This window comes from Pararhizobium sp. PWRC1-1 (assembly GCF_049897905.1).
GTDB lineage: Bacteria > Pseudomonadota > Alphaproteobacteria > Rhizobiales > Rhizobiaceae > Pararhizobium.
In genome coordinates, this window is the sequence record NZ_JAFCXE010000013.1 from 129,940 (window position 1) to 147,623 (window position 17,684).

16 protein-coding genes are annotated in these 17,684 nt (G+C 60.3%); 3 read left to right on the top strand and 13 right to left on the bottom strand.

What is annotated here, in order from left to right:
- Window positions 1-32: 32 nt before the first annotated feature.
- From ACP7E0_RS20195 to ACP7E0_RS20220, 6 genes are all read right to left on the bottom strand, one after another.
- Entirely contained in the window at window positions 33-1,100 is a 1,068-nt protein-coding gene (locus tag ACP7E0_RS20195; protein WP_426127233.1) for an ABC transporter ATP-binding protein, read from the bottom strand.
- Complete coding sequence (locus ACP7E0_RS20200) at window positions 1,097-1,924, bottom strand: carbohydrate ABC transporter permease (RefSeq protein ID WP_426127235.1); 828 nt, start codon at window positions 1,922-1,924, stop codon at window positions 1,097-1,099. Before ACP7E0_RS20200 ends, ACP7E0_RS20195 begins: the two co-directional genes overlap by 4 nt.
- A complete protein-coding gene (locus ACP7E0_RS20205; RefSeq protein WP_426127237.1) occupies window positions 1,921-2,823 on the bottom strand; it encodes a carbohydrate ABC transporter permease in 903 nt (300 codons plus the stop codon). Before ACP7E0_RS20205 ends, ACP7E0_RS20200 begins: the two co-directional genes overlap by 4 nt.
- 258 nt (window positions 2,824-3,081) lie before the next feature.
- The gene (locus ACP7E0_RS20210) at window positions 3,082-4,314 is read right to left on the bottom strand and encodes an ABC transporter substrate-binding protein (RefSeq protein ID WP_426127239.1); all 1,233 of its coding nucleotides are present in this window, start codon (window positions 4,312-4,314) and stop codon (window positions 3,082-3,084) included.
- Between the two features lie 108 nt (window positions 4,315-4,422).
- Complete coding sequence (locus tag ACP7E0_RS20215; protein ID WP_426127241.1) at window positions 4,423-5,325, bottom strand: sugar phosphate isomerase/epimerase family protein; 903 nt, start codon at window positions 5,323-5,325, stop codon at window positions 4,423-4,425.
- Between the two features lie 16 nt (window positions 5,326-5,341).
- On the bottom strand, window positions 5,342-6,334 hold the full coding sequence (locus tag ACP7E0_RS20220) for a Gfo/Idh/MocA family protein (RefSeq protein ID WP_426127243.1): 993 nt from the start codon (window positions 6,332-6,334) through the stop codon (window positions 5,342-5,344).
- A 170-nt stretch (window positions 6,335-6,504) separates the two neighbouring features.
- On the opposite strand from ACP7E0_RS20220, the gene ACP7E0_RS20225 reads away from it, so the two are divergent.
- Both ACP7E0_RS20225 and ACP7E0_RS20230 read left to right on the top strand, forming a co-directional pair.
- Window positions 6,505-7,539 (top strand): LacI family DNA-binding transcriptional regulator, encoded by a 1,035-nt coding sequence (locus ACP7E0_RS20225; protein WP_426127245.1) that lies wholly within the window; start codon window positions 6,505-6,507, stop codon window positions 7,537-7,539.
- 103 nt (window positions 7,540-7,642) lie between these two features.
- Window positions 7,643-8,974 carry an NAD(P)/FAD-dependent oxidoreductase gene (locus ACP7E0_RS20230; RefSeq protein ID WP_426127247.1) on the top strand — a complete coding sequence of 444 codons (1,332 nt, stop codon included), beginning with the start codon at window positions 7,643-7,645 and terminating at the stop codon, window positions 8,972-8,974.
- Window positions 8,975-9,060: 86 nt separating this feature from the next.
- Here the strand turns inward: ACP7E0_RS20230 and purU are convergent, their stop codons facing one another.
- The 7 genes from purU to ACP7E0_RS20265 all read right to left on the bottom strand — a co-directional run bounded on the left by purU (window position 9,061) and on the right by ACP7E0_RS20265 (window position 16,340).
- The gene (purU, locus tag ACP7E0_RS20235; RefSeq protein WP_426127249.1) at window positions 9,061-9,945 is read right to left on the bottom strand and encodes a formyltetrahydrofolate deformylase; all 885 of its coding nucleotides are present in this window, start codon (window positions 9,943-9,945) and stop codon (window positions 9,061-9,063) included.
- Between the two features lie 161 nt (window positions 9,946-10,106).
- Window positions 10,107-11,414: a type III glutamate--ammonia ligase gene (gene glnT / locus ACP7E0_RS20240; protein ID WP_426127251.1), complete on the bottom strand. Its 1,308-nt coding sequence runs from the start codon at window positions 11,412-11,414 to the stop codon at window positions 10,107-10,109.
- Window positions 11,415-11,505: 91 nt separating this feature from the next.
- Complete coding sequence (locus ACP7E0_RS20245) at window positions 11,506-12,834, bottom strand: FMN-binding glutamate synthase family protein (RefSeq protein WP_113247224.1); 1,329 nt, start codon at window positions 12,832-12,834, stop codon at window positions 11,506-11,508.
- Between the two features lie 15 nt (window positions 12,835-12,849).
- Window positions 12,850-13,536, bottom strand: a complete 687-nt coding sequence (locus ACP7E0_RS20250; RefSeq protein ID WP_426127346.1) for a protein GlxC — start codon at window positions 13,534-13,536, stop codon at window positions 12,850-12,852.
- Between the two features lie 38 nt (window positions 13,537-13,574).
- On the bottom strand, window positions 13,575-14,480 hold the full coding sequence (locus tag ACP7E0_RS20255) for a class II glutamine amidotransferase (RefSeq protein WP_426127254.1): 906 nt from the start codon (window positions 14,478-14,480) through the stop codon (window positions 13,575-13,577).
- Window positions 14,481-14,592: 112 nt separating this feature from the next.
- Window positions 14,593-15,288 carry a helix-turn-helix domain-containing protein gene (locus ACP7E0_RS20260; RefSeq protein WP_426127256.1) on the bottom strand — a complete coding sequence of 232 codons (696 nt, stop codon included), beginning with the start codon at window positions 15,286-15,288 and terminating at the stop codon, window positions 14,593-14,595.
- A 74-nt stretch (window positions 15,289-15,362) separates the two neighbouring features.
- A complete protein-coding gene (locus ACP7E0_RS20265) occupies window positions 15,363-16,340 on the bottom strand; it encodes a GlxA family transcriptional regulator (RefSeq protein WP_426127258.1) in 978 nt (325 codons plus the stop codon).
- Between the two features lie 90 nt (window positions 16,341-16,430).
- On the opposite strand from ACP7E0_RS20265, the gene ACP7E0_RS20270 reads away from it, so the two are divergent.
- Window positions 16,431-17,681 (top strand): sarcosine oxidase subunit beta family protein, encoded by a 1,251-nt coding sequence (locus ACP7E0_RS20270; RefSeq protein WP_426127260.1) that lies wholly within the window; start codon window positions 16,431-16,433, stop codon window positions 17,679-17,681.
- Window positions 17,682-17,684 lie beyond the last annotated feature (3 nt).

Consider the following 17,684-nt stretch of genomic DNA (forward strand, 5'->3'; position numbering starts at 1 on the left):
GCGCCGCCTTCACTCCAGAGTGGCTGCCGCCTTCAAACCCGCAATCCGGTCTCGACATCGAACACATGCACATCGGCCGGACGGATCGATACATCGATGACATCTCCTGTCCGAACCTGCCGGCGCGAGGTTTCGACGATCGTCACCTCCGCAGCAGTCGATGTTGTTATGTACGTCGCCGAGCCGGTGCTTTCGACGATGCCGACCGGCAGGCGGAAAACGCCCTGCCCCGGCTCGACGAAATGCAGATGCTCGGGCCTCAGCCCCGCCGTTACCTTGCGGCCGGGCTGCAATTGCCGGTCAAGAACGATGGTCTGCTTTTCTCCGACATCGACCGCCAGAGAACGGCCGTCCTCCCCGACCACGGCGGGCACGAAATTCATCGCCGGTGAGCCGATGAAACCGGCGACAAACCTGTTGGCTGGCCGGTCGTATAGGTCGAGCGGCGCGCCCTGCTGCTCGATGACGCCATCCTTCATGACCACGACGTGGTCGGCCATGGTCATCGCCTCGATCTGGTCATGGGTCACGTAGACGGATGTCGCACCCAGCCGGTCATGCAGGGTGCGGATTTCCTTGCGCATATGGACACGCAGCGCGGCATCGAGGTTGGACAACGGCTCATCGAACAGGAAGGCCTTCGGATGACGAATGATCGCCCGGCTCATGGCAACACGCTGGCGCTGGCCGCCCGACAGTTCGCGCGGATAGCGGCCGAGAAGCTGCGACAGCCCGGTGGTCGCCGCCACTTCCTCCGCCGCCTTCCTGGCTTGCGCCTTCGGAACACCGCGAATGCGCAGGCTGTAGGTGAGGTTCTGCTCCACCGTCATATGCGGATAGAGCGCATAGGATTGAAACACCATGGCGATGTCGCGCTTGCGCGGCGGCACATTGTTCATCAGCTCGCCGGCAATCTTCAGGTCACCCGTTGAGATGCTTTCAAGCCCTGCGAGCGAGCGCAGCAGCGTGGACTTGCCGCAGCCGGAGGGACCGACGAGCGCGACGAAGCTGCCCTTCTCGATGCTGAGCTCGATGTTTTTCAGTGCATGGAAGGCGCCGTAATATTTGTTGACGCCCGAGAGCTCGATCTGCTTGGTCATTTGATGGCTCCCGAAGTAAGGCCGGAGACGATGCGCCGCTGCAACAGCACGAAAATGGCGAGAATGGGGGTCACGTAGATCGTGGCATAGGCCATGATATTGTTCCATTCATTGGTGTTCGGCCCCATGAACGAGTTGAGACCGACACTGGCGGGCTGCAGTTCCACCGCCTGGATGATCGATTTCGAATAGACGAATTCGCCAAAGGCCTGCATGAAGATCAGGATGGCACTGACGAGAATGCCGTTGCGGGCAAGCGGCAGCACGATGTTGAAGAAGGCGCCCACGCGCGAATTGCCATCGACCAGTGCTGCCTCTTCCAGTTCCTGCGGCACCGCCATGAAGGTGGCGCGGACAAGAACGACGAAGAACGGCATGCTTTTGGCGGCAATGGCGATGATCACGGCCAGACGCGGGTAGTTCAGCATGCCCAGCTGCGAGAAACCGACGAAGATCGGCGTGATCATCAGCGATGCCGGCAGAACCTGCAGCATCAGGATCAGGAACAGCCCGATATCAACCCAGACATTGCGATAGCGCGCCAGCACATAGGCGCAGCCGACGCCGAGAACGGTGATCAGGGTGACCGAGCCGAAGGCGATGATCAGCGAGTTCCACAGATAGCGGCCCATGCCCCGGCTTTCCCAGACAAAGGTGTAGGTGCCCCATTGCGGCTCCGATGGCCAGAAACTCGGTGGTGTGGCAAACATCTCCGAGCCGCTTTTCAGCGCGGTGATATACATCCAGTAAAGTGGAAACAGATAGATTGCCGCCATGATAAGGGCGATCACCAGCATTAGGCGGTTGCGGTTGGTGTCGCTCATCCGCGCACCTCATGACGTGTAGAGCGGACATAGACGACCGAGGCAAACATCACGAAGACGATCATGATGACGGAAATCGTCGCGCCCTTGGCAAAGTCATATTGCCTAAACGACAGGTCCCAGGCCCAGTATTGCGTGACGTTGGACGAATTGTTCGGTCCGCCCGATGTGATTGCGGCAAAGAGGTCGAATTGCTGCAGGGTGAAGATCAGGCCGAGCGAAATGATCGCGCCGATGGTCGAGCGCATCATCGGCAGGGTGATCGTCCAGAAGCGCTGCCAGGCATTGGCGCCGTCGAGTTCGGCGGCCTCATAGAGATCACCGGGAATGCTCGCCAGACCAACGGACAGGAGGATCATGTTGAAGGCCGTGCCCAACCAGACATTGGCCATGATGACGGCATAGAGCGAATAGTTCGGGTCGGAGCGCCAGAAGATATTGCCTGAGATGATGCCGGTTTCCCTCAGCATGAAGTTCAGCACCCCGAAATCGCCCGACAGTATCCAGTTCCAGATGGCGCCGACGACGAGGCCGGGCATTACCCAGGATACCAGGAACAGGCCGCGCAGCCACGAAGCACCCGGAAAATTCACCCAGAAGAACAGCGCCAGCCCGAAGCCGATCAGGAACTGGCCGGCAATCGAACCGATCACGAAGATCGCCGTATTGCCAAGGATCGGCCATGTCTCCGGCTGGGCAAACAGGTCCCGATAATTCTTGAAACCGACGAAGGGCCGCAGCAACGTGCCGAGGCTGAACATGTCGACTTCCTGAAAGCTCATCAGGATATTGTAGAGCAGCGGCAGACCCGCCATCAGGAATAGAAAACCGAGTGGAAAGGCGACGAGCACGATATCGAAACCGTTGCCATCCCGGATGCTGGAAAGCAGCCGCTTCATAGGGCCTCCGATGCTCCGAACGGGGTTGCCTGACGCATTGGCGCGCAAGACAACCCCTTCCGGGAGGAAATGATGATGGCGCAGGCCATCGGCTATTTTCCCTTCTCCCCAGCGGGGAGAAGGTGGCCCGAAGGGCCGGATGAGGGGGCGGCCCGCGCAGCCGTTTGCTTATGGCTTTCGCGAAAGCAAGCGTCGCTGCCGCTCCTCATCTGCCCATTGGGCATCTTCTCCCCGCTGGGGAGAAGAGAGAAAGCAAGCTCAGCCCAGAACAGCTTTGATCTTTTCGGCCGCCTGATCAAGCGCGTCCTTCGGGCTCGACTGGCCGGTCAGCGCTGCCTGGATGGCATCCTGGATCGCCTTGGAGATCTTTGGCCATTCCGGATGCGGACCGCGCGGCTTGGCGTATTTCAGTTGTTCGAGGAACACCTTGAGGCCGGCATCCTTGAGCGCCTGACCGGTTTCCGGGATGGAGATGTCGGAACGGGCCGGAAGCTGGCCGTAGTTCTTGAACATCTTATCATCCTGCGAGGCGAAGAATTCGAGTGCCTTGAATGCTTCCTCCGGATGTTTGGTCGAAGCGAAGATCGCCCAGTTGAAATCGCCCATGGCCGAAGAGCGTTCGGCACCGTCCTGCGGCACCGGCAGCAGCGTCACGCCCCAGTCGAATTTTGCCTCCTGCGTCATGCGGTCGAGTTCCCACGGACCGGAGATTGCCATGGCGGCATTGCCGGAATTGAAGGTACCGGTCGAATCCCACTGGCCCCGGGTCAGCGTATCCGGCGAGGCAAGCTTCTCATCCATGATCGTTTTCCAGACCGTCAGCGCCTTCACCGCACCTTCGGAATTGATGTTTTCGTAGCTGCCGCCACCCATCTGCGCCCAGGGCAGGAACTGGAAGGTGCCTTCCTCGCTCGCCTTGGCGGAGAAGGCCAGGCCATAGACGTTGGCCGCCGGATCGGTCAGCTTGCGCGCATCCCCGACAAGCTCATCCCAGGTCTGCGGCGGCTTGTTCGGGTCGAGACCCTTCGCCTTGAACATATCCTTGTTGTAGTAGAGCGCGATCGTGTTCGTCGCCTTCGGCACGCCGTAATATTTGCCATCCCACTCGACCGATTTCAGCGGCCCGGGGAAGTAGTTCTCCGGCTTGATCACCGTCGATTTCGAGATCATGTCGGTGAGATCGAGGAAGGCGCCGCGCGATGAAAACAGTGCATGCTCCGGATTGTCGATGGCGATGATATCCGGCGCCTGACCGGTCGAATAGGCGCGCATCGCCTCGCTGACCACATCGTCGAACTGGATCTGGCGGTACTCGATCTGGATGCCGTTGTTGAGCTTGTTGAAATCGGCCACCAGATGCGGCGCCGGTTGAATGTCACGGTCAAGCGACCAGACTGTCAGCTTCACATCTTCCGCTTTGGCGGAAAGACCCAACATCGACACGCCTGCAAGCGCCAACGCACCAATGACTGCATATTTGCGAATACCCATAATTTTCCTCCTTGTGGTTATCCTGTCGGCCGTCATCCTCCATGCCGGCCTTCTTCAGTTCATTTCAGTCCCAATCAAGCCGCCTGATCGGTCAGGCAGCCTGGCCACTCAGGCGGGATCAACGACGAAATCGCCGCCCCGGCAAGTTTTCAGATAATTGAGGCCATGAACCTGGCCGGTCATTTCAAGCGCATCGCGATAGACCGGATCGTGCCAGCCCTCGATATCGATCGAGCCGGACCAGCCGGCAAGCCGCAACTCGGAAATCACGTCCGTCCAGTTGGTATCGCCAAAACCCGGCGTGCGCATGAACACGAACTTTTCCTTGCCGAAAATACCGTGCTCGCGGATGACGTCCCAGCGGATCGTCGCGTCCTTGCCGTGCACGTGGAAGATCTTGCTTGCCCATTTGCGGATCTGCGGCAGCGGGTCGATGAGATAGACCATCTGGTGGCACGGCTCCCATTCGAGCCCGATATTGTCATCCGGCGTTTCGTTGAAGATCAGTTCCCACGCATCCGGGTTGTGGGCGATGTTCCAGTCGCCGGTTGCCCAGTTGCCGTCCATGGCGCAATTCTCGAATGCGATCTTCACACCCTTGTCGGCGGCGCGCTTGGCAAGCTCGCTCCAGACTTCCTTGTAGCGCGGCAGGCTGTCCGTCAGCGGCTTGTTGCGGATGCGGCCGGTGAAGCCCGCAACGCAGGTGGCGCCGAAATGGTGGGCGTTGTCGATGCAGTCCTTCCAGCCCTGCAGCGTATCGCGATCGATATCGGTGGTCTCCAGCGGATTGCCGAACATGCCGAGCGTCGAAATGGTGATGTCGCGATCACCGATCGCCTCGACGCAGCGCTTGCCGAGTTCGGCGAGGTTCTGGCCATTGGTTGTCTGCCAGAAGAAGGGTTCGAAGCTTTCAAAGCCCATGTCTGCCACCTTGCCGATACGCTCGGCCGCCTTGCCTGCGGATGCGCTGATCATGGTGCCGATGCGGATGGCTTTTGCCGGATTGCTCATCAAACTGTCCTGTTCTTCATAAGGTCACGCGCTGCCGGATGCGGGCGCTCTCGATCGCCGCAAACACCATGGCAAGGCTGTTGATATTGTCGTTGCTGACCGTCTCCGGCTTGGCGCCGGATTGGATGGCGTTCAGAAAATCTGCTATGACGCTGGCATGACCGTGGGTCTGTGCCTCGTCTGCCGGCTGCGGCACGTCGATAGCTTCGATCGGACGAAAGAACCCTTCGGTTCCCGCAACTACGCCGGTCTTGAAATCGTCCGCACCATCCCAGAGCAAGGTGCCCTTGGTGCCGATGATCCGCCACTGGCTTTCCCAGCTGGTATTGGCCCCTTCGGCGCACCAGGAACCGCGATAGGTGAAGGTCACGTCGTCGGAAAATTCAAAGATCGCATTGGCGGCGGCGCCATGCGCATACCAGGAGCCGCGCGGGTTGCTTTCGTGGCAGTAGACTGCCACCGGCACTTTGTCCGCCACGAAGCGGGCAGCGTCGAACGTGTGGATCGCCATGTCGAGCAGCAGCACATTGTCCATCTCCTCGCGGAACCCGCCGAAATGCGCGCCGATGAAGAAATCGCAATGAATGGCCGTCAATTCGCCGAGCGCACCGCTCTCCACCAGACGGCGGATGCGGCGAATGCCCGAAATGAACCGGCGGTTCTGGACGATCGCATGGATTTTCCCGGCGGCCTCGGCCTGGGCAATCAGTGTGCGGCCAGCCTCGATCGACGCCGCCATCGGCTTTTCGCTGAGCACGTGGCAGCCATGGGCGAGCGCCGTTCCCACCACATCGCCACGCGCGGACGGGATGACGACATCGAAAACGATATCGGCAGAGGTCTTTGCCAGGACGTCGGCAAGGTCGGAACCGATGACGGCATCCGTGAGACCGAATTCAGCGGCCAGCGCTTTTGCCGCCGCCGGATTGACGTCGACGAGCCCGACGACATCAACCGCCGAGCGAATTTCAGGGTTTTCGGCGATCGCCTTGAGCCAGCCTTTGGCCATGGCTCCGCACCCGCACAGAACTGCACGCAAATTGGAATTCTCCTCCTCCAAGTCTACGGTTTTCGCTCCTTTTCGGCCGCCGTAAACGTTTACGGAACTATGAACGATTTTTGAAACGTGTCAATAGATGGACATCGGATCACCGGAATCACGCGTTGAAAGCAGCTGAAATGACGGGCATACGCAGGCTTGCACAACATCTCGATATTTCCATCGGCACTGTCTCCCGCGCTTTGAACGGGCGGCCCGATGTCAATGAGGAAACGCGCCGCAAGGTTCTCGAAGCCGCCGCCGAACTCGGCTATGTGCCCAACCAGTCCGGCCGCAGCCTGCGCCAGGGCACGACCAACATCATCGGCTTCATGATGCAGACCGGCACCGAGATCACAGGTCAGGGTGATACGTTCTTCATGAGTGTGTTCGATGGCGTCCAGACCGTCTTTGCCCGCCATCGCCTTGATCTGGTCGCCCTGCTCTGCTCGTCGGAAGAAGACCCGGACGACTATCTTCGCCGTGTCGTCGCCCGCGGTTTTGCCGACGGTCTCATTTTGTCAGCCACGCAGCGGCACGATCCGCGCTTCGAATTTCTCGCCAAACGCAAGATCCCGTTTGTTACTTTGGGACGCAGCCTGACGGATGTCGGCCAGCCCTGGCTCGATCTCGACTTCGAAGGCATGGCGCAGACCTCGATCGACCGGCTGGTGGCCAAAGGTCACCGGCGCATCGCCGTGACGCGGCCGCATGACGACATCAACCTTGGTCATCTCTTCGTCGATCAAAGCGCCAGAGCCCTTGCAGCGCACGGATTGACGCTCGATCCCGATCTCGTCTTCAGTTCGAAACCGAACGAAGCGGGCGGCTATCACGTCGCCCAGCAACTGCTGGCCATGAAAGACCGGCCAACCGCAATCCTTTTGGTCAACGAGACGATTGCCATCGGCTTCTATCGCGGCATGAGCGAAGCCGGCCTCAAGCCCGGACGCGATATCGCCATCATCGGCCGACAGAGCCCGCAATCGCATTTCCTGTCGCCAAGCCTGACCGGTTTTACGCTATCGCGCCGCGATCTCGGCATCGCGTTGGCTGAAGCATTGCTCGCCACCATGCCAGCCTTCAACCATTTCTATCCGGATGCGGAACTCAGGAAAGTTTGGCCAGAAGACCTTGTCGAAGGTGAGAGCGACGCTTTTTCACTGCCCGCCTGACCGCAGGACGCAGGCCTAACACCGGCCAATCTTTGCGACTTGAACAACGGCAATTTACCGTGCACATCGGAGATCTCCTCCTTCGACGCGCGGAACCCTCCCCATGCCCGGCCCACCCCTCGACCACAGTGAAACTGACTACGCCTTGCCCAAAAAAGCCGACGTCGTCATCATCGGCGGCGGCATTATCGGGGTGAGCACGGCGCTGTTCCTTGCCGAGCGCGGCGTTGACGTCGTGCTCTGCGAAAAAGGCGTTCTCGGCGGCGAACAGTCCAGCCGCAACTGGGGCTGGGTCCGGGTCATGGGCCGCGACCGGCGCGAAATTCCACTCGCCATCGAAGCCTTGAAAATCTGGGACGGGCTGGATGCGCGCGTCGGCGGACACACCGGGTTTCACCGCTCGGGTATTGTCTATATCTCCGAGACCGAAACGGATATCGCCAACCGCGATGTCTGGCTGAAGCTTGCCCAAGCCCATGACCTCGACACCCGCCAGATCGGCCCCGACGAAACAGCTGCCGTGATGCTGGGCGCCGGGCGGCGATACAAGGGCGCGCTCTACACGCCCAGCGATGCCCGGGCCGAGCCGCAAAAGGCACTGCCGGCGATTGCAATGGGCGCGCGCCGGGCCGGTGCCCGCATCCTGACAGGCTGCGCCGTGCGCGGCATCGAAAAAAGCGCGGGCCGCATCAGCGCCGTGATCACCGAAAAAGGCCGTATCGAGACTTCAGCAGTGGTGCTTGCCGGCGGCGCCTGGTCGCGGCTGTTCTGCAAAGGGCTCGATGTCCGGCTGCCGCAACTGAAAGTGCGCAACTCGGTGCTGCGCACCAGCGCGGTGAACCGGGGGCCGGATGGCGCAGGCGCCACCGCGACCTATGCCTACCGGAAACGGCTGGACGGCGGCTACACCATCGCCAACGGCGGCATCAATATGCATGCGCTGGTGCCGGACAGTTTTGCCTTCTTCCGCGATTTCCAGGCCGCCAGGAAAGCCGAGGGCGACGCGGTGCAACTCGGCCTCAGCGCCCGAAGCTTTCAGGAACTGTTCGAAATTTCCGCGGTTCCCCTCGACCGGCCCGGCGCATTCGAACGGCATCGTATTCTCGACCCGAATCCGGATGGCAGATCCGCCTTGAACGCGCTGCGGGCGGCCACCGAAGCCCTGCCGGTCCTGCGTGACGCGAAGGTGGAGCAGATCTGGGCCGGCCTGATCGATGTTACACCGGACGCGGTCCCGGTCATTTCCACTCTCGACAGCCTTCCCGGCCTGGTTATCGCGACAGGGTTTTCGGGCCACGGCTTCGGTATCGGTCCGGGCGCCGGCCACCTCACTGCCGATCTGGTCATGGGGACCACGCCGATCGTCGATCCCACCCCGTTTCGCTTCAGCCGCTTTTCGGACGGCACACCGATCGAGATTGCACCGCCGGTTTAAACCGCACCACACATCTCCAGATATGAAACATCCCCGAACGCACAGGGCTTTCGGGGATGCGAAGAAATGCGATGGGAGGCTGAGGTTCAGCCCATGCGCTCCGACGCATAGCTTCCCGGGCTTGCCGGGAAGACGACGGTGCGGTTGCCGTTGATGAAGGTGCGGTGGTGGATATGGGCGTGCACGGCGCGCGCCAGAACCTGGCTTTCGACATCGCGGCCGATCGAGACATAATCTTCGGCCGACTGTGCATGGGTGATGCGGGCAATGTCCTGCTCGATGATCGGGCCTTCGTCGAGATCGGCAGTGACGTAATGTGCCGTCGCACCGATCAGTTTCACGCCGCGCTCATAGGCCTGCTTGTAGGGATTGGCACCCTTGAACGACGGCAGGAACGAGTGGTGGATGTTGATGATCTTGCCCGACATCTTCTGGCACATCTGGTCCGACAGGATCTGCATGTAGCGGGCCAGCACGATCAGTTCCGTGCCGGTCTGTTCGACCACATCCGTGATCCGGGCTTCGGCCTGCGGCTTGTTGGCCTTGGTCACCGGAATATGATGGAACGGGATGTCATGATTGACGACGACCTTCTGGTATTCGAAATGGTTGGAGACGACACCGACGATCTCGATCGGCAACGCGCCGATCTTCCAGCGATAGAGCAAGTCGTTCAGGCAATGACCAAAGCGCGACACCATCAAAAGCACCTTCATTCGATGCTCGCTGTCGAGAATATCGGCTTCCATGCCAAAGCGGGTCTTTACCGCCTCAAACCCGGCCTTCAGCGTGTCGAGCGTAGCACCTTCCTGGCTGATGAAGGTCAGGCGCATGAAGAACAGGCCGGTCTCCATATCATCGAACTGCGAGCTGTCGGTGATGTAACAGCCCTCGTCGGCCAGATAGCCGGTGATCGCCGCGACGATGCCACGGGTGGATTTGCACGATACGGTCAGAACGTAGCTCTTCATCGGTTTCAGTCTCTCGCTTTGGGTCTTGGCTGGCCCTCCCGGCCCAGCATCGTGGAACGGAAGCTAGCGCGGCGTCGGCCTGCCCGTCCATCCGTTTAGCGACATCGGATAGCAGGAACAGGCCACGCCGTCTCTTCTGGTGTTGGAACGTGGCCTAACGCTCAGATATCGAGCGTCGTCTGCCGCTCCCAGTCGGTGAAATGCGATGCGTAGGCATTCCACTCCCGGTGCTTGAGCTTCAGGTAGGCGCTGGAGAAACTCTGGCCAAGCGTGGCCTTAAGTTCTTCGTCCTTGTCGTATTCCCTCAGCGCATCGAGCAGGTTCAAGGGCAGCAGCGGTGCGCCGGTAACGGTGTGGCCTTCCTTGTACATGTCGATGTCCCAGTGACGGCCCGGATCGGCGTTTTTGCGGATGCCGTTCAAGCCTGCAGCGATGATGATCGCCTGCAGCAGGTACGGATTGACCGCACCATCCGGCAAACGCAACTCGAACCGGCCGGGGCCTGGAACGCGGACCATGTGCGTGCGGTTGTTGCCGGTCCACGTGACCGTATTCGGCGCCCAGGTCGCACCGGAAATGGTACGTGGCGCGTTGATGCGCTTGTAGGAGTTGACCGTCGGATTGGTGACCGCAGCAAGTGCCGACGCGTGCTGCATGATACCACCGAGGAAGGTCCTGCCCTGCGCCGAAAGACCAAACGGCATTTCCTTGTCGGCAAAGGCATTGGTCTTGCCTTCCAGATCCCAGACGGAGATATGGGCATGGCAACCATTGCCGGTCAGCCCCTTGAAGGGCTTGGGCATGAAGGTGGCGCGAAGGCCGTGTTTCTCGGCGACCGTTTTCACCATGAACTTGAAGAACGAGTGCTTGTCGGCCGTCTGCAGCACGTCGTCATATTCCCAGTTCATCTCGAACTGGCCATTCGCATCCTCATGGTCGTTCTGGTAGGGCTTCCAGCCGAGTTCGAGCATATAGTCGCAGATTTCGGCGATCACGTCATAGCGGCGCATGACGGCCTGCTGGTCGTAGCAGGGCTTTTCGGCGGTATCGAACTCGTCGGAAATTTTGCCTCCATCCGGCGAGATCAGGAAGAATTCCGGCTCGACGCCGGTCTTGACGCGAAGGCCTTCCTTGGCAGCTTCAGCGACCAGCCGTTTCAGCATGACGCGCGGCGCCTGGTCTACCGGCTGGTCTTCCATGACGCAGTCGGCAGCAACCCAGGCAACGTCCTTCTTCCAAGGGAGTTGGATGACGGAGGATGCATCCGGAAGCGCGAACAGATCCGGATGGGCGGGCGTCAGGTCGAGCCAGGTGGCAAAACCGGCAAAACCCGCGCCGTTCTTCTGCATGTCGGCAATCGCCTCAGTCGGGACGAGCTTCGCCCGTTGGCCGCCGAACAGGTCGGTATAGCTGATCATGAAATATTTGATGCCACGGTCTTTGGCAAAGCTAGCAAGATCGAGTGTCACTGTGTTCCCCTTTGGATTATTCAGACACTTTTTCGTAAAAAGGCCGCTGCCTATCTTTGAAGATCGTGCAACGGCCTAAGCTATGTTTGGGTCAGAAGCCTCCCTTGCCTGGGATCCAGCTGGTGCCGGCGAGCGGCACCTGCGCCATGGCGGAAGCCTCAAGCGTCAGTGCGACGAGGTCTTCCGGCTCCAGATTGTGCAGATGGTTCTTGCCGCAGGCCCTGGCAATCGTCTGAGCTTCGAGCGTCATCACCTTGAGATAGTTGGCAAGACGGCGCCCGGCAGCGACAGGATCGAGGCGCTTGGAAAGCTCCGGGTCCTGCGTGGTAATGCCGGCCGGGTCCTTGCCTTCGTGCCAGTCGTCATAGGCACCGGCTGTCGTTCCGAGCTTCTGGTATTCTTCTTCCCAGTGCGGATCGTTATCGCCGATGGCAACCAGTGCTGCCGTGCCGATGGCAACAGCGTCAGCACCGAGCGCCAAAGCCTTGGCGACGTCGGCCCCTGAGCGGATACCGCCGGAGATGATCAGCTGCACCTTGCGGTGCATGCCAAGATCCTGCAGCGCCTGAACGGCAGGGCGGATACAGGCGAGCGTCGGCATACCGACATTCTCGATGAACACGTCCTGCGTTGCCGCCGTACCGCCCTGCATGCCGTCGAGCACGACCACATCGGCACCGGCCTTCACGGCGAGGGCCGTATCATAATAAGGACGCGCGCCGCCGACCTTCACGTAGATCGGTTTTTCCCAATCGGTGATTTCGCGCAATTCCATGATCTTGATTTCCAGATCGTCCGGACCGGTCCAGTCTGGGTGGCGGCAGGCCGAGCGCTGGTCGATGCCCTTTGGCAGGTTGCGCATATTGGCGACGCGATCGGAAATCTTCTGGCCGAGCAACATGCCGCCGCCGCCGGGCTTGGCACCCTGACCGACAACGATCTCGATTGCATCGGCGCGGCGCAGATCCTTGGGGTTCATGCCATAGCGCGACGGCAGATACTGGTAGACCAGCGTTTGGCTGTGGCCGCGCTCCTCGTCCGTCATGCCACCGTCACCGGTGGTGGTCGATGTCCCGGCGATCGTCGCCCCACGGCCGAGCGCTTCCTTGGCATTGCCCGAGAGTGCACCGAAGCTCATGCCGGCAATGGTAATCGGGGTCTTCAGCACGATCGGCTTCTTGGCGTGGCGCGCACCGAGCACGACGGATGTATCGCATTTCTCGCGATAGCCTTCGAGCGGGTAACGCGAGATCGAAGCACCGAGAAACAACAGGTCGTCGAAATGCGGAACCTTGCGCTTGGTGCCGGCACCGCGAATATCGTAGATGCCGGTGGCAGCCGCACGGCGGATTTCGGCAAGCGTATAGTCGTCGAAGGTCGCTGACTTGCGCGGCGGGGTATAGGGGTTGTGATAGCTCATGAACGGTTCCCTGCCTTAGTACGCATCAGCGTTATCAATGTTAAAATTGTAGAGGGTGCGGGCCGAGCCGTAGCGCTTGAATTCCTGCGGCTTGACGTCGGTAATGCCTGCCTTCTCCAGCAACTCGGCAAGCTTTTCGATATGCTCTGGGCGCAGCTCCTTCTGGATGCAATCGGCGCCGAGGCTTTTCACCTCGCCGCGCACGAACAGCTTGGCCTCATAGAGCGAATCCCCCAGCGCATCGCCGGCATTGCCGAGCACCACCAGATGACCGGACTGGCCCATGAAGGCCGACATGTGGCCGATATTGCCCTGGACAACGATATCGATGCCCTTCATCGAGATACCGCAACGCGAGGCGGCATTGCCCTTGATGACCAGCAGACCGCCGCGGCCTGTCGCCCCGGCATACTGGCTGGCATCGCCTTCGATGACAACCGTTCCCGACATCATGTTTTCAGCGACACCCGGGCCTGCGGAACCATGAACGGTGACGGCACCACCATCGTTCATGCCGGCACAGTAATAACCGACGCTGCCGCGCACCTCGACGGTAACCGGCTGGTCGATACCGACAGCGACCGCATGACTGCCGCGCGGATTGACGACTTCAAAATTGCTGTCATTGGCGCCGGGCGCGATGGTGTGAAGCGCGCTGTTCAGTTCGCGCAATGGCGTTGTGGCAAGGTCGAATACGCGCATCGCTTCCAGACTTTCTCGTTTTACGCTGAGGTCCATGTTTACGCCGCCTTCTCATGATCCCAGAAATAGACAGTCGCAGGCTCGGGCTCCCAGACGCGGGCATTCTCGATGCCCGGCAGGTTGACGAGCGCACGGTATTCGGAACCGAACGCAATGTACTGATCGGTTTCGGCCATCACGGCCGGCTTGCAGGCGATCGGGTCGCGCACCACGCCAAAGCCAGACTTGGTGCCGACGACGAAGGTGAAGAAGCCGTCGAGATCGTCGAGCGCGCTGGTCAACGCCTGCCCCAGATCCTTGCCCTTGGCCATCTCGGCCGTGAGATAGGCGGCTGCGACTTCCGAGTCGTTCTGCGTCTCGAACGTCATGCCTTCGCGCACCAGTTCCCGGCGCAAGTTGTTGTGATTGGAGAGCGAGCCGTTATGCACTAGGCACTGGTCGGCACCGGTCGAGAATGGATGAGCGCCAAGCGTGGTAACCGCCGATTCCGTTGCCATGCGGGTATGGCCGATACCGTGCGTGCCGCCCATGGCACGAATGCCGAAGCGGGAGACTACATCCTTCGGCAGACCGACTTCCTTATAGATCTCGACGCTATCGCCCGAGCCCATGACCCGGATGCCGACCCGGTCCTGGGCGAGCAGCTCGCGCACAGCCGCAGCCTTGGCAGCATCGGTTTCGATCACCGCATGCGTACTTTTCAATTCTACGGTAACGCTGGAATCGACGGGCTTCAGCAGCGCGTCAAGACCGGCAAAATCGTGCTTCGGGTCAGCCGATTGAACAGTGAGCTTCGCGCGGCCTTCCGAGGGCGCACCATAGATGGCGATGCCGGCGCTATCAGGTCCGCGGTCGGTCATGATGACCAGCATATCGGACAGCATGGCACCCAATTGCGGCTCCAGGCTCTTGTCCTTCAAAAACAATCCGACAATTCCGCACATGGGGACAATCCTTCGTTTCGTTGGTGAAAAGATGGATATCAGCTGCCGTTTTGGATTTCAACTGTGAAGAAACTTATTTTCTTATCAGGCAATATTCCGGTCTGAAAAGTCCTCAGATATTGCTCCGCGTTTGCGGATAGGAGATGATCGACAGGTAGCGGATCGGCAGCTTCACCAGTTCCTCCGGGCCGTGACGCGCATCGGCGTCGAAGAACAGGCTGTCGCCCGGCTGCATGGTGAAAAGCCGGTCGCTGTGGCGGTAGACCACTTCGCCTTCCAGCATGTAGAGAAACTCCATGCCTTCGTGCTGGAAAGCCGGGAACGTGTCGGAATCCGCCGTCAGCGTAATCAGATAAGGCTCGACGACCACGCCGGCCGTGTTGTTGTCGATATGACCGAGCAGATTGTATTGATGGCCCGCGCGCGTTCCGCGCCGCTCCAGCTCGACGCCTTCACCGGCCTTGACGAACACGGCGTTGCGCGGCTCCTCATAGCGGCGGAAGAACGCCGTGACCGGAACGCCCAGCGCACGTGACAGGGACTGAAGCGTCGTCAGCGACGGCGAGATATTGCCATTCTCGATTTTCGACAGCATGCCGAGCGAAATGCCGGTGGCGGTGGCAAGGTCGGTGACGGTGATGCCGAGCTTCTTGCGAAAGGCGCGAACCTCGTGACCGATGGCGATTTCGAGATTGTTTTCCTTCGGTTCGCGCAGCGCGTGCGGATCCTGCAGGAAGGCAGCCGTCAGCGCCGGCTTCTCGTCATCCGTCACACGGCCGATATCGATGACTGGCTGCTTCTTCGCCATGTGGCGCTACCCCCGATTGCAAGACCATCAATCTATCCTGAGAGTGAAATTTTCTCAACCGGGAAGAATATCGGTCAGCGGGATCCTGCACTGCCATTTTGTCGCTGGGAACGCGGCGGCTCGCCGAATGCGGCACGATAGCTGCGGGAGAAATGGCCTGCGCTGGAAAAGCCAGTGGCAAAGGCGATTTCCGAGATCGACAGCGGGCTTTGTTGCAACAGACGCCGGGCATGATCGAGCCGCAGTTTGCGGTATTCGAGAAGAAAGGACGACCTCATCTGGCTGGAAAACAGCCGGTCCAAATGGCGCGGCGACAAGCCCGCCAAGGCCGCCATCGTCTGTCGATCGAGCGGCGCCTCGATCGTCGCCTCCATCTTCTCCAACACTGTGAGAAGGCCCGGATGATTGACACCGTAGCGCTCGGCTAGGGAGGCACGCTGGGGCGCGCCCGAGCTTTCCACATGGGTATGCAGATACCAGTCGCTAACCCGGCGCGCGAAATCCGATCCCATCCGTTCGGAAATCAGTGCATGCATCATGTCGAGCGGTGCCACACCGCCGCCGCAGGTAATGCGATTGCCGTCAAGGACATAGCGCGCCTGACGGGGAGCAAGGCCCGGAAAAGCTTCCATCAGCGCCGGCGCGTGTTCCCAGTGAATAGTGAAGTCGCGATCCTCCAGCAATCCCGCCGCCGCCATCAGATAAGGACCACCGGAAATGCCGCCGATACGCACGCCGTCGCGGGCAAGCTGGCGCAGGCAGGCAAGCACCGCCGGTATATTCCAGTCGACTGGCGTACCGCCGGCGCAGACGAAGACCGTATGGAACCCTGAGCCTCTGCCCGGAAGCGGCGTGGCGGGCACGGGAATGCCCGAAGAGGTCAACCCGGCAGCCCCGTCGACAACATGCGCCGACAGGGCATAAATATCCCGGCCCGCCAGCAAATTGGCGGCGCGTAGCGGTTCCACCGCCGAGGCATAGGACATCAATGCAAATCCCGGGATGAGGATAAAGCCGATCTTCTGGACGTTTTTCAGATCATCTGACACCATGTCCTAATTATGGTTTAAAACGTCTCTTTTCTGCAAGTGCCGAAATGCAATCCTGTCATGATCGGCCCGGTTCACCGGGATCCCACTGCCATGCGCTACTCTGCCTTTGCCGTTTTTCTGAATGCCCTGCGCGGCGACAAGAACTGGAAGCCAGCATGGCGCAGCCCTGTCCCGAAGAACCACTATGACGTTATCATCATCGGTGGCGGCGGACATGGCCTGGCCACAGCCTATTATCTCGCCAAGGAATTCGGCGTTACCAGTGTGGCCGTCTTGGAAAAGAACTATATCGGCTCCGGCAATGTCGGCCGCAACACGACGATCATTCGTTCCAATTATCTGCTTGAGGGCAACAACCCGTTCTACGAACTGTCGATGAAGCTCTGGGAAGGGCTGGAACAGGATTTCAACTTCAACGCCATGGTTTCGCAGCGCGGCGTGCTCAATCTCTTTCACTCAGACGCACAGCGCGACGCCTATACACGGCGCGGCAATGCCATGCGGCTGCACGGCGTCGATGCCGACCTGCTCGACCGCAACGCGGTGCGCCAGATGCTGCCCTTCCTCGATTTCGACAATGCCCGCTTCCCGATCCAGGGCGCACTGATGCAGAAACGCGGCGGTACGGTGCGCCATGACGCCGTGGCCTGGGGCTATGCCCGTGGCGCCGACAGTCGCGGCGTCGATATCATCCAGAATTGCGAGGTCACTGGCATTCGCCGCGAAAACGGCAGCGTCGTGGGTGTCGAAACCAGCCAGGGCTTTATCGGTTGCGGCAAGCTGGCGCTGGCAGCGGCAGGCAATTCCACCACCGTCGCCGACATGGCCGGTATGAAACTGCCGATCGAAAGCCATGTGCTGCAGGCCTTCGTCTCCGAGGGGCTGAAACCCTTCATCGACAATGTCGTCACCTTCGGCGCCGGACATTTCTACGTGTCGCAGTCGGACAAGGGCGGTCTCGTGTTCGGCGGCGACATCGATGGCTACAATTCCTATGCCCAGCGCGGCAATCTGGCGACCGTCGAACATGTCGCAGAAGCTGGCGTTGCAATGATCCCGGCTTTGTCGCGCGTCCGGGTGCTGCGCTCCTGGGGTGGGGTGATGGACATGAGCATGGACGGCTCGCCGATCATCGACCGCACGCATATCGACAATCTCTACCTGAACGCCGGCTGGTGTTACGGCGGCTTCAAGGCCACGCCCGCCTCCGGCTTCTGCTATGCCCATCTGATCGCCAAGAACGAACCGCATGAGACCGGTCGCGCCTTCCGGCTCGACCGCTTCGCGCGCGGCCGGATGATCGATGAAAAGGGCGTCGGCTCGCAACCCAATCTGCATTGAGGA

What these genes read in the sequence shown, in the direction of transcription:
- ACP7E0_RS20205 (WP_426127237.1), bottom strand. Translation starts at nt 2,823, where the DNA reads ATGAAGCGGCTGCTTTCCAGCATCCGGGATGGCAACGGTTTCGATATC.
- ACP7E0_RS20225 (WP_426127245.1), top strand. Translation starts at nt 6,505, where the DNA reads ATGACGGGCATACGCAGGCTTGCACAACATCTCGATATTTCCATCGGC.
- ACP7E0_RS20220 (WP_426127243.1), bottom strand. Translation starts at nt 6,334, where the DNA reads ATGGCCAAAGGCTGGCTCAAGGCGATCGCCGAAAACCCTGAAATTCGC.
- ACP7E0_RS20195 (WP_426127233.1), bottom strand. Translation starts at nt 1,100, where the DNA reads ATGACCAAGCAGATCGAGCTCTCGGGCGTCAACAAATATTACGGCGCC.
- ACP7E0_RS20245 (WP_113247224.1), bottom strand. Translation starts at nt 12,834, where the DNA reads ATGAGCTATCACAACCCCTATACCCCGCCGCGCAAGTCAGCGACCTTC.
- ACP7E0_RS20250 (WP_426127346.1), bottom strand. Translation starts at nt 13,536, where the DNA reads ATGCGCGTATTCGACCTTGCCACAACGCCATTGCGCGAACTGAACAGC.
- ACP7E0_RS20230 (WP_426127247.1), top strand. Translation starts at nt 7,643, where the DNA reads ATGCCCGGCCCACCCCTCGACCACAGTGAAACTGACTACGCCTTGCCC.
- ACP7E0_RS20255 (WP_426127254.1), bottom strand. Translation starts at nt 14,480, where the DNA reads ATGTGCGGAATTGTCGGATTGTTTTTGAAGGACAAGAGCCTGGAGCCG.
- ACP7E0_RS20210 (WP_426127239.1), bottom strand. Translation starts at nt 4,314, where the DNA reads ATGGGTATTCGCAAATATGCAGTCATTGGTGCGTTGGCGCTTGCAGGC.
- ACP7E0_RS20200 (WP_426127235.1), bottom strand. Translation starts at nt 1,924, where the DNA reads ATGAGCGACACCAACCGCAACCGCCTAATGCTGGTGATCGCCCTTATC.
- ACP7E0_RS20215 (WP_426127241.1), bottom strand. Translation starts at nt 5,325, where the DNA reads ATGAGCAATCCGGCAAAAGCCATCCGCATCGGCACCATGATCAGCGCA.
- ACP7E0_RS20270 (WP_426127260.1), top strand. Translation starts at nt 16,431, where the DNA reads ATGCGCTACTCTGCCTTTGCCGTTTTTCTGAATGCCCTGCGCGGCGAC.
- ACP7E0_RS20265 (WP_426127258.1), bottom strand. Translation starts at nt 16,340, where the DNA reads ATGGTGTCAGATGATCTGAAAAACGTCCAGAAGATCGGCTTTATCCTC.
- purU (WP_426127249.1), bottom strand. Translation starts at nt 9,945, where the DNA reads ATGAAGAGCTACGTTCTGACCGTATCGTGCAAATCCACCCGTGGCATC.
- ACP7E0_RS20260 (WP_426127256.1), bottom strand. Translation starts at nt 15,288, where the DNA reads ATGGCGAAGAAGCAGCCAGTCATCGATATCGGCCGTGTGACGGATGAC.